The sequence below is a fragment of the Phyllobacterium sp. T2-21 genome (assembly GCF_055378485.1).
Map to the genome: position 1 here is coordinate 2,344,018 of NZ_AP027912.1, position 13,814 is coordinate 2,357,831.

16 protein-coding genes are annotated in these 13,814 nt (G+C 59.6%); 10 read left to right on the plus strand and 6 right to left on the minus strand.

The genetic code is table 11. The annotated features are described in order from the left end of the window. The first annotated feature begins 27 nt into the window (after nucleotides 1–27). Complete coding sequence (locus ACZ5FP_RS11750) at nucleotides 28–234, plus strand: TOBE domain-containing protein (RefSeq protein WP_464660286.1); 207 nt, start codon at nucleotides 28–30, stop codon at nucleotides 232–234. Nucleotides 235–361: 127 nt separating this feature from the next. After that, nucleotides 362–1,300, plus strand: coding sequence for a bifunctional helix-turn-helix transcriptional regulator/GNAT family N-acetyltransferase (locus ACZ5FP_RS11755; RefSeq protein ID WP_464660288.1), 939 nt, complete (start codon nucleotides 362–364; stop codon nucleotides 1,298–1,300). 6 nt (nucleotides 1,301–1,306) lie between these two features. On the opposite strand, the gene ACZ5FP_RS11760 is transcribed toward ACZ5FP_RS11755, so the two are convergent. Beyond that, a complete protein-coding gene (locus ACZ5FP_RS11760) occupies nucleotides 1,307–1,633 on the minus strand; it encodes a hypothetical protein (protein WP_288193780.1) in 327 nt (108 codons plus the stop codon). 305 nt (nucleotides 1,634–1,938) lie between these two features. On the opposite strand from ACZ5FP_RS11760, the gene ACZ5FP_RS11765 reads away from it, so the two are divergent. Then, on the plus strand, nucleotides 1,939–2,301 hold the full coding sequence (locus ACZ5FP_RS11765; RefSeq protein ID WP_464660290.1) for a DUF6481 family protein: 363 nt from the start codon (nucleotides 1,939–1,941) through the stop codon (nucleotides 2,299–2,301). 11 nt (nucleotides 2,302–2,312) lie between these two features. Here the strand turns inward: ACZ5FP_RS11765 and ACZ5FP_RS11770 are convergent, their stop codons facing one another. The 4 genes from ACZ5FP_RS11770 to ACZ5FP_RS11785 form a co-directional block, all read right to left on the minus strand. After that, nucleotides 2,313–2,825, minus strand: a complete 513-nt coding sequence (locus tag ACZ5FP_RS11770; RefSeq protein WP_464660291.1) for a DUF1993 domain-containing protein — start codon at nucleotides 2,823–2,825, stop codon at nucleotides 2,313–2,315. A 67-nt stretch (nucleotides 2,826–2,892) separates the two neighbouring features. Beyond that, complete coding sequence (locus tag ACZ5FP_RS11775) at nucleotides 2,893–3,975, minus strand: ABC transporter ATP-binding protein (protein ID WP_464660293.1); 1,083 nt, start codon at nucleotides 3,973–3,975, stop codon at nucleotides 2,893–2,895. Continuing rightward, nucleotides 3,972–5,555: an ABC transporter permease gene (locus ACZ5FP_RS11780; RefSeq protein ID WP_464660294.1), complete on the minus strand. Its 1,584-nt coding sequence runs from the start codon at nucleotides 5,553–5,555 to the stop codon at nucleotides 3,972–3,974. Before ACZ5FP_RS11780 ends, ACZ5FP_RS11775 begins: the two co-directional genes overlap by 4 nt. 168 nt (nucleotides 5,556–5,723) lie before the next feature. Further along, on the minus strand, nucleotides 5,724–6,734 hold the full coding sequence (locus tag ACZ5FP_RS11785) for an iron ABC transporter substrate-binding protein (RefSeq protein WP_464660296.1): 1,011 nt from the start codon (nucleotides 6,732–6,734) through the stop codon (nucleotides 5,724–5,726). Nucleotides 6,735–7,019: 285 nt separating this feature from the next. Between ACZ5FP_RS11785 and ACZ5FP_RS11790 the strand changes: the two genes are divergently transcribed. Together ACZ5FP_RS11790 and ACZ5FP_RS11795 are read left to right on the plus strand one after the other, a co-directional pair. Then, the gene (locus tag ACZ5FP_RS11790; RefSeq protein ID WP_223614969.1) at nucleotides 7,020–7,313 is read left to right on the plus strand and encodes a hypothetical protein; all 294 of its coding nucleotides are present in this window, start codon (nucleotides 7,020–7,022) and stop codon (nucleotides 7,311–7,313) included. 214 nt (nucleotides 7,314–7,527) lie between these two features. Beyond that, on the plus strand, nucleotides 7,528–8,103 hold the full coding sequence (locus ACZ5FP_RS11795; RefSeq protein ID WP_464660298.1) for a DUF1349 domain-containing protein: 576 nt from the start codon (nucleotides 7,528–7,530) through the stop codon (nucleotides 8,101–8,103). Between the two features lie 21 nt (nucleotides 8,104–8,124). On the opposite strand, the gene ACZ5FP_RS11800 is transcribed toward ACZ5FP_RS11795, so the two are convergent. Further along, entirely contained in the window at nucleotides 8,125–8,829 is a 705-nt protein-coding gene (locus tag ACZ5FP_RS11800; protein ID WP_464660300.1) for a GntR family transcriptional regulator, read from the minus strand. A gap of 136 nt (nucleotides 8,830–8,965) precedes the next feature. Here ACZ5FP_RS11800 and ACZ5FP_RS11805 point away from each other — a divergent pair, with 136 nt between their 5' ends. The 5 genes from ACZ5FP_RS11805 to ACZ5FP_RS11825 all read left to right on the plus strand — a co-directional run bounded on the left by ACZ5FP_RS11805 (nucleotide 8,966) and on the right by ACZ5FP_RS11825 (nucleotide 13,791). Then, the gene (locus tag ACZ5FP_RS11805) at nucleotides 8,966–10,522 is read left to right on the plus strand and encodes a sugar ABC transporter ATP-binding protein (protein ID WP_464660301.1); all 1,557 of its coding nucleotides are present in this window, start codon (nucleotides 8,966–8,968) and stop codon (nucleotides 10,520–10,522) included. Next, nucleotides 10,519–11,844 carry an ABC transporter permease gene (locus tag ACZ5FP_RS11810; protein WP_464660303.1) on the plus strand — a complete coding sequence of 442 codons (1,326 nt, stop codon included), beginning with the start codon at nucleotides 10,519–10,521 and terminating at the stop codon, nucleotides 11,842–11,844. Before ACZ5FP_RS11805 ends, ACZ5FP_RS11810 begins: the two co-directional genes overlap by 4 nt. Before the next feature lie 37 nt (nucleotides 11,845–11,881). Then, nucleotides 11,882–12,841 (plus strand): substrate-binding domain-containing protein, encoded by a 960-nt coding sequence (locus ACZ5FP_RS11815; protein WP_464663249.1) that lies wholly within the window; start codon nucleotides 11,882–11,884, stop codon nucleotides 12,839–12,841. A 178-nt stretch (nucleotides 12,842–13,019) separates the two neighbouring features. Then, nucleotides 13,020–13,337, plus strand: a complete 318-nt coding sequence (locus tag ACZ5FP_RS11820) for an ArsR/SmtB family transcription factor (RefSeq protein WP_288193807.1) — start codon at nucleotides 13,020–13,022, stop codon at nucleotides 13,335–13,337. Continuing rightward, on the plus strand, nucleotides 13,330–13,791 hold the full coding sequence (locus tag ACZ5FP_RS11825; protein ID WP_464660305.1) for an SRPBCC family protein: 462 nt from the start codon (nucleotides 13,330–13,332) through the stop codon (nucleotides 13,789–13,791). Before ACZ5FP_RS11820 ends, ACZ5FP_RS11825 begins: the two co-directional genes overlap by 8 nt. Nucleotides 13,792–13,814 lie beyond the last annotated feature (23 nt).

Below are 13,814 nucleotides of genomic sequence, written 5' to 3' on the forward strand. Positions count from 1 at the left end.
AGTGCGGCAAACAACAGGAGAAACGCCATGAAGATCAGTGCACGCAATCGGCTGAAAGGGACAGTTGTCGAAGTGACCAAGGGAGCAACGACGGCCCATGTCCGCATCGATGTCGGCGGTTCAATCGTCACGGCATCAATCACCAACGAAGCCGTTGACGAGTTGCGGCTGAAGGTTGGCGACAGTGCCTATGCCGTCGTCAAGGCTTCCGATGTCATGGTCGCCGTTGACTGATTGACCAGTCACGCCGGCAATGAAGGTGCCCGTTCGCGGGCACTTTCCGTTTGTGCATGGCAATCGCTTGCCTTTTAATGTTGACTGAGTCAATACTCAAGCCAGTCAACAGCAAAGGAATGGGCCGATGTCGGACCCGGTCGCAGAAATACGCACGTTCAATCGCTTCTATACCCACATTATCGGCCTGCTGGATGAGCATCTGACCGACAGTCCGTTTTCGCTTCCCGAAGCGCGCATTCTCTATGAACTTGCCAACAATGACACCGTCAAAACGGCTGCCGACCTCTCGCGGATACTCGATATGGACACCGCGCAGATCAGCCGGATACTGGCACGGTTCAAAGCGCGCCAGCTTGTCAGTAGCACGGTCAGCACCGATCACGCCAAGCTGCGTATTCTCTCGCTGACGCCGGAGGGGCAGGCTGCCTTCGCAGCGCTGGACCGAAGCGCTATCGAGAGGGCCAATGCCGTGCTTGCGCCGCTCGATACAGCCCGTGTCAGCCGCTTGACCCAATCCATGCGCGAGATCCGCTCCATACTGGGCAATCGATCCGAAACGGTCAGCCCGGCTCCGGCCTACACGTTGCGGGCTCCAAGGGCAGGTGATCTTGGCCTGGTCGTTCACAGGCAGGCCTATCTTTACAACAAGGAATACAATCTGGATTGGACGTTTGAAGGTCTGATTGCCGGCATCATATCCGGGTTCATCGCAAACTTTGATCCGGCGCGGGAGCAGGCGTGGATTGCCGACCGGAATGGTGAAATAGCCGGGTCGGTCTTTCTCATGCGTACGGACGACCCGCAGGTCGGCAAATTGCGCATGCTCTATGTGGAACCGTCAGCGCGGGGATTGGGCATCGGCTCGGCGCTTGTTGCCGCCTGCATCGAGCGGGCGCGGGCGGTCGGCTATCACAAACTAACCCTCTGGACAAATGACTTTCTGCTTTCGGCCCGGCGCATTTATCAGGAAGCCGGATTCAAGCTCGTGGAGGAAGAACGGCACCATTCTTTCGGCCACGACCTTGTTGGACAGACGTGGACACTTGATCTGCGGCCGGAGTGAAGCCGTCTAGGACTTGACACGGCGCAGAAGCTCGCGGGCAATCTGCAGCACGTCCTTTTCCCGGATGCCCACCGTGACATCTTCGACATCGTCGATGGTTTCACCGGCAACCAGCCGGATCGGGTTATGACCCTTGGCAACAATCATTGTCTGTACCCGGCGCGGAATGGCTGGCAACAGGAAGCGTTTGACGCACTCCACCAGAACCTCGCGCTTGTTGGGTGCCAGCTTGCCGAGTTTTTCGCGCAGCAGCGCGCCAAACATATTGCCGTCGGCAAAGCCAAATTTGCTATCAAGATCAAAGGCATGCAATTGATATTCAAAGTGAGCCATGTTGCTCTCCCATGGGCGTCCGTCCGTGGTGCCAGATTGTGACGCCTGATCGTTTCCAGAGATATGGTGCGTGACCCGAAGGTTTTCACGTTCTTTTTGCCAATCGACACCAGATATTACAATGAGCCGGAAATCTTGATAATTCAATTGGTCTTTAGACGGGGCTTTCATTGTCACGGCGAGCCGGGTAGGTTACAGGAAGTCTATCTGCGGCGCTGCGTGATGCGGTGCGTTGTAGCGTAAACGGCAGGTGCCGGGCGCGCCTCCGGCAGATCCAAAACGACCCATACAAGGACTACCCCGGTTTGAAACATCTCAATGAATTCGCTGATCGCCGCAAAGCGGCGGCCGAGGCCAAGCAACTGCTTCTCAAAAAGTTCGAAAAAGCACCAAAGCCCACTGATCCAGAGGTGCAGGCAAAACGTGCAGAACGGGAAGCCATTGCGGCGGCACGTGCGGCACGGCAGGCAGAACGCGAGCGCGTAAAGCAGGAAGAACGGGACCGCAAGCTTGCGGAAGCGGCAGCCGTGGCAGAAGCAGCAGAAGCCGCCGCAAAGGCGCTTCAGGCCGAGTCAAGCAACCGGATCGCCCGCGTCGTCGCCGATGAGGCCGAGCGCAAGGCGGAACGCGATCGCCGCTACGCTGCCCGCAAGGCAAGACAGCGCTAACGGCTTCTCTTTTAGTTGCTGTAGGCGCCCAGATAATCCAGCTTGCCGATGGGAACCCCATTGTGCCGCAGGATGTCATGGGCGGTGGTGACGTGGAAAAAGAAGTTCGGCAACGCGAACTGCAGCATGTAGTCATGGCCGCCCAGATGCGCCTTGTGCGGACCAAAGCTCAGGGTAACCTCGCGGTTTTCGCTGTCATCGAGCACTGATGTGTCCAGGCCTTCCAGAAAGGCCACGGTCTTGTCTATCCGCGCCTTCAGATCGGCAAAGCTCACTTCATCGTCGGGGAAGCTTGGCACTTTGACATCGGTCAGGCGGGCAATGGTCGCCTTGGACGTGTCGCTGGCCCGTTGGATCTGTCCCGAAAAGGGCAGCATGTCGGGGGCCAGGCGCGCGCTGACAAGCACGGAAGGGTCGATCTTCTTTTCCTGCGCATAGGCTTCGGCCTTGGCAATCAGCGCCGAGACGATCGAAAACCCGCGGATAAAGACCGGGACTGAAATCTGGTACATGGAGAGCGGCATGGGTGTTCCTTCCGGGAGCATGCTTGTTTAAGCAGTTGCGCTTTCCGATTCCGGAACAGCAACCGCATCAGGCAAATATATGCGGCTCGCCAAGGACTTCAATGCGCACATGATCCCCGGTTGCAGGAAGATTGACTGCGGAACATTTGATCTGCACCGGCGCGGCCCTCTGGCCATTGCAAGAACCGTGGTCGCCCATGATGGCAAGCGTCACCGTGCACACCGCCCCGCCGAATTCGATGTCAACGACCCTGCCATAACCGGCATTCCCGTCAGGGGCGGCCACGGCGTCGCTCTCGGTGACGGAGACAAGTTTCAGCTGTTCGGGGCGCAGCATGATTTCCGCTGTGCCCAGCCGTTCGGCTGTCCGTGCCTTCAGCCGGCCAAACGCGCAATCGATCCAGCCGTTGCCGATCTGCGCCGGCAGCAGAATTGCATCGCCGAGAAACGAGGCCGTCGTGCGGTCCGACGGGTTCAGATAGAGCGAGCGCGGCGGTCCGGCCTGAACCAGTTTGCCCTGCCGCATCACCGCGACCTGATCGGCAAAGGACAGGGCTTCCGCCTGATCGTGGGTGACCAGAATGGTGGTAATGCCGGCTTTTTTCAGAACCGCAGCAACAGCCTTGCGCATGTTTTCGCGCAGACCGGTGTCGAGCGCGGAAAACGGCTCGTCCAGCAGCATCAGCTTGGGCTGGCGTGCCAAAGCCCGGGCAAGCGAGACCCGTTGCTGCTGTCCGCCGGAAAGCTGATGCGGCCGGCGGTTCAGCATGACGGGGTCGAGCTCGACCATATCCATGAGGGCAAGGATACGCTGGCTGCGGTCGGGACTGCGTTTGTCCAGGCCAAAGCCGATATTGTCGGCGACGGTCAGGTGCGGGAAAAGCGAGCCATCCTGGGTCACGAACCCGACACTGCGGCGATGCGCCGGAACGATCGCCGCGCCCTCGGCCAATACGTCGCCATTCAACGTCACCTGGCCGCTGTCCGGGGCTTCGAACCCGCCGATGAGACGCAGCAGGGTGGTCTTGCCCGATCCCGATGGCCCGACAACCGCCGTGCGGCTGCCCGCCGGGACTGACAGCGTGACGTCATCGACGGCGGTGGTGGCACCGTATCGTTTTGTTACACCGCGAATGTCGAGAAAGGTCATCGTCCAATTATCCGTTTCGATTGGGCATGCAGCAGGAGCGTGAGGGGCAGGGACAGCACCACCATCATCAGTGCATAGGGCGCGGCCGCCGCGTAATCAATCTCGCTGGTCAACGACCAGAATTCCGTCGCCAATGTACGCGTGCCATTGGGCGCAAGCATCAGCGTGGCCGTCAATTCGTTGGTAATGCCGAGTGCCACCAACGCTACGCTGGCGGCGGCGCCGGGCGCGGCCAGCCGCATGGTAATGCGCGTGACCGCCTGCACCGGCGTGCGCCCGAGCGCCATGGCTGCCCGCTCCAGTTCGACAGGCGCCTGCGCGATGCTGGCCCGCAGTCCGACGAGGGCGCGCGGCAGGAAGAGCAGCCCGTAGGCAAGCAGCAATGTCGCCGCCGTCTGATAGAGCGGCAGGACAACACGCACTGTGATCGTCACAAGCGCCAGCGCGACCACGACCCCGGGCAGGGAGCCGACATAATAATGGCAGGCCTCGAGGGCTCGCTGCATGCGGCCGGGAGCCCGCACCGAAAGCCATGCCATGGGCGTCGCTGCGACAGTGGCCAGCAACGCCCCGGCAACCGCCAGCAGCAGTGTCGTCCCGAAGGCAGTGCCGATTTCATTCAGCTTCCACACCGATGTGCCGCCGGCAATCAGCCAGCGGCCAAGGGTCACGAACGGAACGCCCAGCGCCAGCGCCGTGGTCATCAGCGGAATGAGCAGGCAGGGCAGAGCAAGCCAGCCCAGCCGGTACTTTGTGATCGGACGGGCTGATCCCGAGCCGACGCGGGCATAGCGTTCATTGCCGCGGATCAACGCTTCCAGCGCCAGCAAACCGGCGCAGCACAGCACCAGAACACCGGCCAGCATGTTGGCGGCAGGGCCGTTGAAGGTTGACTGGAACTGGTCGACGATGGCTGTCGCAAAGGTATCGAAGCGGATCATGACGAAAAGGCCGTATTCCGCCAGAAGATGCAGGCCGATCAGCAGGGAGCCGCCGCAAATAGCAAAGCGCAGCTGCGGCAGGAGCACCCGGAAGAAAACCCGCCATGGACCGAGGCCAAGCGATGCGCCGACATCTTCCATGGCCGGATCGACGCGCCGCATCTGCGCCGCGACCGGAAGATAGAGAAACGGGAAATAAGCCAGAACGGAAACCAGCACGCCGCCGAACAGGCCATGCAGGCTGGGGGCCATGCTGATCCAGGCATAGCTGTGGACAAATGCCGGGACGGCAAGCGGCGCAACCGCCAGCCACGCCCACAGGCGGGCGCCGGGCAGGTCGGTGCGCTCGGTCAGCCAGGCAAGGCTGACCGCCAGAACGATGGAAAGCGGGATTGTCCAGACTTCCAGCAGCACCGTGTTGATCAGGAGTTCGCCGACGCGGGCGCGGAACACCAGGGTGACGACCGTATCCCAGCCGGTCTGGATGGTCACCCAGATGACGAAACCGAGCGGCAGAAGGCTGAGCAGGGCAACAAGCCCCGCAAGGCCGAAAACGGATAAAAACGGCAGGCGACGCACGGCATGATGCGGGACCAAGGCCAGCTGCGCAGCAGCTGCATCGGGACGTTGGCCGTTCATTGATCCGGTAGACAACAATTCACATTTGCTTTCATATGCACGAACACCCGCCGGCGGCCAGATTGGCCTTCATACCCGAAGGGGAATCGAACAACACCCCCTGCAAGATCAAATGTCTGTGCAGGAGGTGTCCAGAGTTATTTCATTGCCGGCTAACCGGCATTGTGGTTACAGCAGGCCCGCTGCCGTCATCAGGTCCGTCACCTTCTTGCTGTTCAGCTTGGAAGGTTCGACCTTCGGCGCCTGCAGATCGGCCAGAGGCACCAGAGCGGCATTGGATGCTGCATCCTTGCCAACGGCATATTCGAAGGAATCGCCATCCTTCAATACTGCCTGGCCAGCCTTGCCGGTGACCCACTTCAGGAACGCCTGGGCATCTTCCTTGTGCTTGCTCGAAGCGAGAACACCGCCGCCGGAAATGCTGACGAATGCACCTGGATCCTCATGCTTGAAGTAGTGCAGGGACACGTTCTTGGTGTTTTCGCCGGTTTTGGCCTTATCGCCGAAATAGTAATAGTGATAAATCACCGCGCCTTCGATTTCTCCGGCATTGACGGCCTTCATGGCAACGCTGTTGCCCTTGTAGGCGGTCGCATTTTCCTTGAGTGCCTTCAACCACTTGGCTGTGGTTTCCTCGCCCTTGAGTTCCAGAAGCGCGCTGACGATCGCCTGGAAATCCGCGCCAGCCGGTGCGGCGCCCCAGCGGCCCTTCCAGCTTGCATCGGCAAGGTCGAGCAGCGACTTCGGCAGCTTGTCTTCCGTCAGCTTGTTCTTGTCATAGGCGAATACGGTGGAACGGGCGGCAACGCCGGTCCAGCGGCCATGTTCCGGGCGGTAATTGGCCGGCACCTGATCGAGCACTGCCTTGTCGAGCGGTGCGAACAGCTTGGCATTGTCAACCAGAACCACTCCCGGGGAATTTTCCGTCAGGAATGCGTCAGCCGGGGAAGCAGCGCCTTCCTGCACGATCTGGTTGGCCAGTTCCATGTCCTTGCCGTTGCGGATCGTCACCTTGATGCCGGTTTCCTTGGTGAAACCGTCGGCCCACGCCTTGGTGAGGCTTTCATGCTGGGCATTATAAACAACGATGCCATCGGCGTTCTGCGCCATCGCCGGCGCGGCGATCAAGGCAACAGCGAGCGCCGCGGCACTTGCAAAAGTCGGAAAGTTGATTTTCATGAAAACCTCTTTGATTTGTATGGCTTGCAGAGCAAATTTCGGTTGCGCCAGCAATGGACCCCGGAACAAGTGAGCCATACAAAACATGAGCGCTCTGGTCAACAAAAAATGGTTGGCGCTTCTAACCCAAAATGCCTATCACAAAATAGTTATCGCCAGCTTTGTCGGGTGTGATTTGCGTTCCGGCGCAAAGAGGAATCTACTCGTTTTGTCCGCGATTTTGGCGTGCCACAGGCACGGCAGTGCGGCATTGCAAAACTTTCAGTCATATCCAGGGAGTGTGTCATGCCTTTTTCAAGCAGGGACCAACGCATTCACTCCACGACGGATTGGGATATCATGCAGCAGGCCCATGACCGCGCTTCCAAAATGCTCGATCGCTGCCCGAAAACCCACGCTCGCTGCAACCAGCTCGCCCGGATTGTCATTGCGATCTATGAAAGCGGTGTGCGCGATGTGGATGAGCTGGCCGTCATGGCGGCAAATCGCGAACTGAACGTCTTGGCGGAGAGAGGGCATTTTCAAAAGCCGTTCCGCTTCACGCCAGCCGATGAACGCCCGCAAACACTGCATTCGTGAGACTTTGCTCCGTTAATCCGACATGAGTATGCGTGAATCACGAAAGCCATCGCGCGCGACGGCTCTTCGAGGCATCGATGAAAATGTTGCCGCTCTTATAGCGCATCTCGACTTTCAGCGACCGTAAGATCAGAAATCGGCACGTTTCAGCACCTGCCACAATCTGCTACACCGCATCTGCCGTTTGAGGCCGGATTCGCGCGTGGAGAGAGTGATGACTGATGCGTTCAACTGGCTCAATGCGCCGCCGTCCCATCACGGTGATGCCCGTTTGCTCACGCTAGCGACGGCTGAGAATACCGATTTCTGGCAGCATACCTTCTATGGTTTCGAACGCGACAGCGGCCATGCCTATCTGACGCCGGTCAGCGGCGATTTCAGCGCCCGCGTGACGGCGCGCGGCGATTACCGGGAACTCTATGATCAGGCCGGTCTGATGCTGCGGATCGACGCCCGCAACTGGATCAAGACCGGCATCGAATATACCGATGGCCTCATGCATTTCAGCGTTGTCGTGACCAACCGCATATCCGATTGGTCCGTCATTCCCCTGCACAGCGCCCGCATCGACGATGCCGTGCACATCCGGCTCACCCGCCATGATGACGCGGTGCGGGTCCAGTATGCCATCAATGATGCGCCGTGGCAGCTGGCAAGGCTCGCGCCATTTCCCAAAGACGATGCGTCGGTCGGTATCATGGCCTGTTCGCCGCAGCGGGGTGGCTTTGCGGCGGAATTCCGCGATCTCGAGGTCGGTCCGGCAATCCCGCGTGACCTGCATGCGGACTAGGCCGCGGCGAGGGGCGGTTCGCTAATCGGCAAACAGCTCCGGCCGTTTGGTCTGCAGCTGCAGCAGCATTTTGCCCATCTTGGAAATATGCTCTTCCATCGCCGCCGCCGCGCGCTCGACGCTGTTGTCGGCAATGGCATCAACAATAGCCTGGTGCTCTTTCAGCGTTTCGACCATGCGCGTTTCGTAGTGCAGGAGCAGCCGCCGCACGCGGTCGATCTGGCTGCGCTCCTTGGCGGCAATTTCGCGCAGTCCGACCAAACCCGCCGCATCGCAGATCATGTCGTGCAGTTCCTCGTCGAGCGCATAAAACCCTTCGAAATCCCTGGAGTCCGCCGCCTTGCGCTGCCGGTCGAGATTATCGCGCAGACGCTGCACGATGTCAGCCGCGCTGCGCTCCGCCGCCCGCCGGATGGCCGCCGTCTCCAGGGCAATGCGCACGAACTGCGCGGTCTCGATCTTGTCGAGGCGCAGCCGGGCAACGAAAGTGCCGGTTTGCGGGTAAATCTCCACCAGGCCTTCGTCGGCGAGGCGGTTGATGGCATCGCTGACCGGCGTGCGCGATACGCCGAGCTGCAGCGCCACCAGTTCCTTGCGGATGGCTTCGCCGGGTGCCAGCTGCGATGAAATGATGGCCTGCCGCAGGATGGAATAGACCTGGTCCTTGCGTGTGACCGCGACGACCTTCTGTTCCCTGAAACTCTTGCCGCCTGACCCCAATTGCACGTCCAAAGCTCCCCGATAGGCCCTGTTGCATGGCGGGAGGCTGAGTTCCATTTCTCCGAATGAAGCATTTGACTCCTGCCCAATAACATCTAACATGTTACATATTAACTTGAAAGAATGTTTTGGGAGGAACATTTTGGATAGTCAGCTGCCGATCGTCTCGATGCGCGGCATCAGCAAGTCATTCGCTCATATTGTTGCCCTGCGAAGTATCGATCTCGACATCTATCCGGGCGAGATTCATGCCATCATGGGGGAGAACGGTGCGGGCAAGTCGACGCTGGTGAAAATCCTCAGCGGCGTGCATCGCCGCAGCGGCGGTGACATGCTTGTCCGGGGGCGGGCGGTCGACTTCGCCTCGCCGCGGGAAGCCGAGCATAACGGCATCGCCATCATCCACCAGGAACTCAATCTCATTCCAAGCCTCAGCGTGTCCGAGAATATTTTTCTCGGGCGCGAGCCGCTGATCGGCGGCCTGTTCATCGATCGCAGGAGCATCGAGACAAGGAGCGCAGAGCTGCTCGACCGCTTCGGCATCGATATCGATCCGCGTGCCGACGTGGAGAATTTGCGCGTCGGCGAGCAGCAGCTTGTCGAGATTGCCCGCGCATTGTCCCTGAATGCCGATGTGCTGGTTCTGGACGAGCCGACCTCGGCGCTGTCGGAGGCCGAAGCCCAGAGACTGGCCAGTTTTGTGCGGGAACTCGCCCGTAACGGCGTTGCCATTATCTACATTTCCCACCGGATGAATGAAATATTCTCGCTGGCCGACAAGATCACCGTGTTGCGCGACGGCAGTTTCATCGCCACGCGCCGGGCCCAGGATGTAAGCGAGCGCGATCTCATCCGCATGATGGTTGGGCGCGACCTGGCTGCACCGGAACCCAAGGCGGATAGATCGGGCAGGCCGATTGTGCTTGAAGCGCGCCATCTCGGCCTGCGCCGCCCGAATTCGCGCGGCAGCATGCACAATGTCGTTGACGATGTGAGCTTCGATCTTCACGCCGGTGAAATTCTCGGGATCGGCGGGCTGCTCGGTTCCGGGCGCACTGAAGTGCTCGAACTGATTTTTGGCGCGGCAACCGGAGAACGCTCCGGCACGATCACCCGCAACGGCGCCAGTCTTGCCGCCGCGTCCCTGACCCCGCGCCGGTCGGTGGCGAAGGGCATTGCGTTCCTCACCGAGGACCGCAAGGGAACGGGTCTTCTCATGGATGCGGATATCCGGGCCAATGCCGTGCTGCCGTCCTTGCCGTGGCTCGCGCCGTTCGGCTGGATCAGCCGCCGGCGCGAGGACTCTGTTGCGGGCCGGATCATCAAAGCGATGCACGTGCGCTGCGATGGCCCGGACCAGAAGATCGATCAGCTGAGCGGCGGCAACCAGCAAAAGATCGTACTGGGCAAATGGCTGGAAACCCGGCCCAGCGTCGTCCTCTTGGATGAACCGACCCGGGGGATCGACGTCGGCGCCAAGGATGAAATCTACGAGCTCCTGAAAAAGCTCGCCCTGTCCGGCGTGGCGGTGATCATAGTGAGTTCCGAATTGCCGGAACTCCTTGCGCTGTCGAGCCGCATCCTCGTGATGTGCGAGGGCAGGGCGGCGGGCATTCTTGAGAGCGCGGCGTTTTCCGAAGAACAGGTGATGGAACTGGCGACACCCCTGGGCACGGCTCTGACAAGGGACGCGGCATGACACGAACGAGCGAGCAGACCATGCAGTCACCCCAAGGCAATCTTGGCCGGATCAAGCGCCTGCTGAATGCAACCAAGCTCTACTGGGGATTGGTGCTGCTGTTTCTGGTCGGCATTTTCTCATCGCCGATCTCGTCCAAGGGGCACAATATTTTCCTGTCCTATGGCAACCTGTCCGATGTTTTCCGGCAGATTTCGGTTACCGGCATTACTGCCGTGGGCATGACACTGGTGATCCTCATTGCCGGAATTGACCTCTCGGTCGGGTCCGTGCTTGCGCTGGGTTCCGTCGTCTGCGCCATGCTTCTGACCAATGAGGGCTGGTCGGCCGCCTATTCCATCGGCGTTCCCGCCATTTTCGTGCTGGCATTCCTTGTTGTGCTGGGGGCAGGGCTGTTCCTTGCCAAGGTGCCCGGCCGCTCGGTTGGCGAGCCCGAAAATGACCGGACGCAACTGAACCGCATCATCGCCCTTGTGGCTGTGGCCGCCGCGGCCGCTGTCGCCTGGTGGGTCGCCTCCGGCACGGATGCAAAGGCCGGCGTGCTGCTGGTGCTCGTGGTGGTTCCGGCCGTCGGTTTCATGCTCGGCATGGTCAACGGCCTCGTCATCGTCGGCGGTCGCCTGCAACCGTTCATCGTGACACTTGCCATGATGGTGGCAGGACTGGGCATTGCCCGCCTGACGGCGGGGCAGAATACGGCGGTCTGGCCGGTCTATACCGGTAGCAACGCGACGGCGAATTTCGAATTCCTGCGCGCGCTCATTTTCGGGCTGATTCCGGTGCCGGGTCTGATTTTCGCCGGTATCATTCTCCTGTTCTGGGTGATCCTGAAATACACCAAGTTCGGCCGGTACATCTATGCCATCGGCGGCAATGAAGAGGCGGCGCGGCTCGCCGGTGTGCCGGTCTGGCGGGTAAAGATCAGCGTCTATGCCATATCGGGATATCTCGCCGCACTGGCGGGCATTCTCTATGTCGCGCAATACAGGCAGGGAAAGCCCGATGCGGGCATGGGGCTTGAACTCGACGCCATTGCCGCCGTGGTGATCGGCGGCACCAGCCTGATGGGCGGACGCGGCTCGATGATCGGCACCCTTGTCGGCGTGCTCATCTTCGGCTTTCTCAGCAATATCCTGCAGCTCAACAATATCGACAGCAACACGCAGCTGGTGCTCAAGGGCATCATCATCATCGTGGCGGTGCTGCTGCAGGAGCGGCGCTCCAGCGGATGGCTGTTTTTTCTCTCCCAGCTCATGACAGCCACGCCGTCCAAGAAATCCGTGCCCGGCAAGCCAGAGAACCGGCAAGGGCAGGGGGAATGAACTGACAACAAGCAATATCAGGGAGGATATGATGAATCTGACACGCAGAGATTTTGCCAGATTGGCAATGGCAACCGCTTTCATCGCGCCGCTGGCGCTGCACATGCCGGGCGCATGGGCCAAGGATAAGTATGTCATCGGCTTCAGCCAGACCACGACCGTCGAGCCCTGGCGCGTCCAGTTCAACAAGGATCTGGTTGCCGAAGCCAAAAACCATCCGAATGTTGAGCTGCTTGTCGCCGATGGCCAGGACAAGACGGAAAAGCAGGTGGCCGATGTTGAAAATTTCATCCGGCAGGAAGTGGACGCAATCCTGATTTCACCCAAGGAATCCGCAGGCCTGACCGGTGTCGTGGAGAAAGCGATGGATGCCGGCATTCCGGTGATCGTGCTTGACCGCAACGTCGATACCGACAAGTTCACCCAGTGGATCGGCGGCGACAATGTGGTGATCGGCGAAGCGGCGGGACAACATGCCGTGGAACTCCTCGGCGGCAAGGGCAAGGCCAAGGGCACCGTGGTCGAAATCTGGGGTGGCCTCGGCACGCAGGCAAGCCATGACCGCAGCAACGGCTTCCACAAATACACCGACGCGGAGAAGGGCATCACCTATCTCCTGGACAAGCAGTCCGGCGACTGGAAGCAGGATCAGGCCTACAACATCATGGCAACCGCCCTGCGCAACCATGAGGACATCAAGCTGGTCTACGGCCACAACGATCCGATGGCCTATGGTGCCTATCTCGCCGCCAAGGATGCGGGGCGCGAGAAGGACATCCTGTTCCTTGGCGTTGACGGATTGCCGAATGAAGGCGTCCAGTGGGTCAACAAGGGGGAGCTTGCCGCAACATTCCTGTATCCGACACCCGGAGCGGAAGGATTGCGCCAGGCGCTGAAAGTTCTGGCGGGCGAAAAGGTGGAAAAGAAGATCGTTCTCGGCACTGAAACCATCACCAAGGCGAATGCGCCGGAGATTCTCAAAAAGAACGGTCTTTGACCATTGAGAGCAAAGAAGTGGAGTAACCGCTTTAGAAAGAGCGGTTACTCCATTGTTATTTCGTCAATATTTTATTCTTCAAGTTTTGATGCCGGGCTGTTGCACAGGGTGCGCAACCCAGCGGTATCGCGTAATGATTTGACATGCAACCAAAAGGTTGCATAATATGGATATGACCATAGACGCGACATTCCGGGCGCTTGCCGATGTGAGCCGGCGCCAATTGCTCGACAATCTCTTTGCCAGGAACGGCCAGACGCTGGGCGAACTCTGCGAGGGCATCGACATGACGCGTCAGGCCGTAACCAAGCATCTTGCAATATTGGAAGAGGCCAATCTCATCGCGACGGTCTGGCGGGGCAGGGAAAAGCTGCACTACCTCAACCCGGTGCCGATCCATGAAATTTCCACGCGCTGGATCCACAAGTATGAACAGGGTCCGCTGCGCACCCTCGATGAACTCAAGAAAACCCTGGAGGAAGACGGCCATGACTAAACCCAGATTTGTGTACGTGACCTATATCCGCACAACGCCGCAAAAGCTCTGGCACGCGCTGATCGATCCGGAATTTACCCGGCAGTATTGGGCGGGAACCTGGCAGGATTGCGATTGGCAGCCCGGTTCCTCGTGGAAACTCATGATTCCGGATGGGCGGGTCGGCGATGCCGGAGAAGTTGTTGAAATCGATCCGCCCAAGCGCCTCGTTCTGTCCTGGCGCAACGAATTCATGCCGGAATTGAAGCAAGAGGGATTTTCGCGCCTCACCTATGAGCTTGATCCGATGGGCGATATGGTGAAACTGACTGTAGTCCATGAGATGGACCGGCCGGAATCCAAGCTGATCGAACAGGTTTCCACCGGATGGCCCAGCCTTCTCTCAAGCCTCAAGAGCCTGCTTGAGACAGGTGAATCGCTTGAAGCGACACGCCATTGGCCGAAAGGTATGTAAGCGCCCGAATAAAAACGGGAACG

Coding starts and splice junctions, on each gene's coding strand:
- ACZ5FP_RS11795 (WP_464660298.1), top strand. CDS start 7,528: ATGACTGATGCGTTCAACTGGCTCAATGCGCCGCCGTCCCATCACGGT.
- ACZ5FP_RS11755 (WP_464660288.1), top strand. CDS start 362: ATGTCGGACCCGGTCGCAGAAATACGCACGTTCAATCGCTTCTATACC.
- ACZ5FP_RS11810 (WP_464660303.1), top strand. CDS start 10,519: ATGACACGAACGAGCGAGCAGACCATGCAGTCACCCCAAGGCAATCTT.
- ACZ5FP_RS11750 (WP_464660286.1), top strand. CDS start 28: ATGAAGATCAGTGCACGCAATCGGCTGAAAGGGACAGTTGTCGAAGTG.
- ACZ5FP_RS11790 (WP_223614969.1), top strand. CDS start 7,020: ATGCCTTTTTCAAGCAGGGACCAACGCATTCACTCCACGACGGATTGG.
- ACZ5FP_RS11825 (WP_464660305.1), top strand. CDS start 13,330: ATGACTAAACCCAGATTTGTGTACGTGACCTATATCCGCACAACGCCG.
- ACZ5FP_RS11770 (WP_464660291.1), bottom strand. CDS start 2,825: ATGCCGCTCTCCATGTACCAGATTTCAGTCCCGGTCTTTATCCGCGGG.
- ACZ5FP_RS11780 (WP_464660294.1), bottom strand. CDS start 5,555: ATGAACGGCCAACGTCCCGATGCAGCTGCTGCGCAGCTGGCCTTGGTC.
- ACZ5FP_RS11785 (WP_464660296.1), bottom strand. CDS start 6,734: ATGAAAATCAACTTTCCGACTTTTGCAAGTGCCGCGGCGCTCGCTGTT.
- ACZ5FP_RS11760 (WP_288193780.1), bottom strand. CDS start 1,633: ATGGCTCACTTTGAATATCAATTGCATGCCTTTGATCTTGATAGCAAA.
- ACZ5FP_RS11775 (WP_464660293.1), bottom strand. CDS start 3,975: ATGACCTTTCTCGACATTCGCGGTGTAACAAAACGATACGGTGCCACC.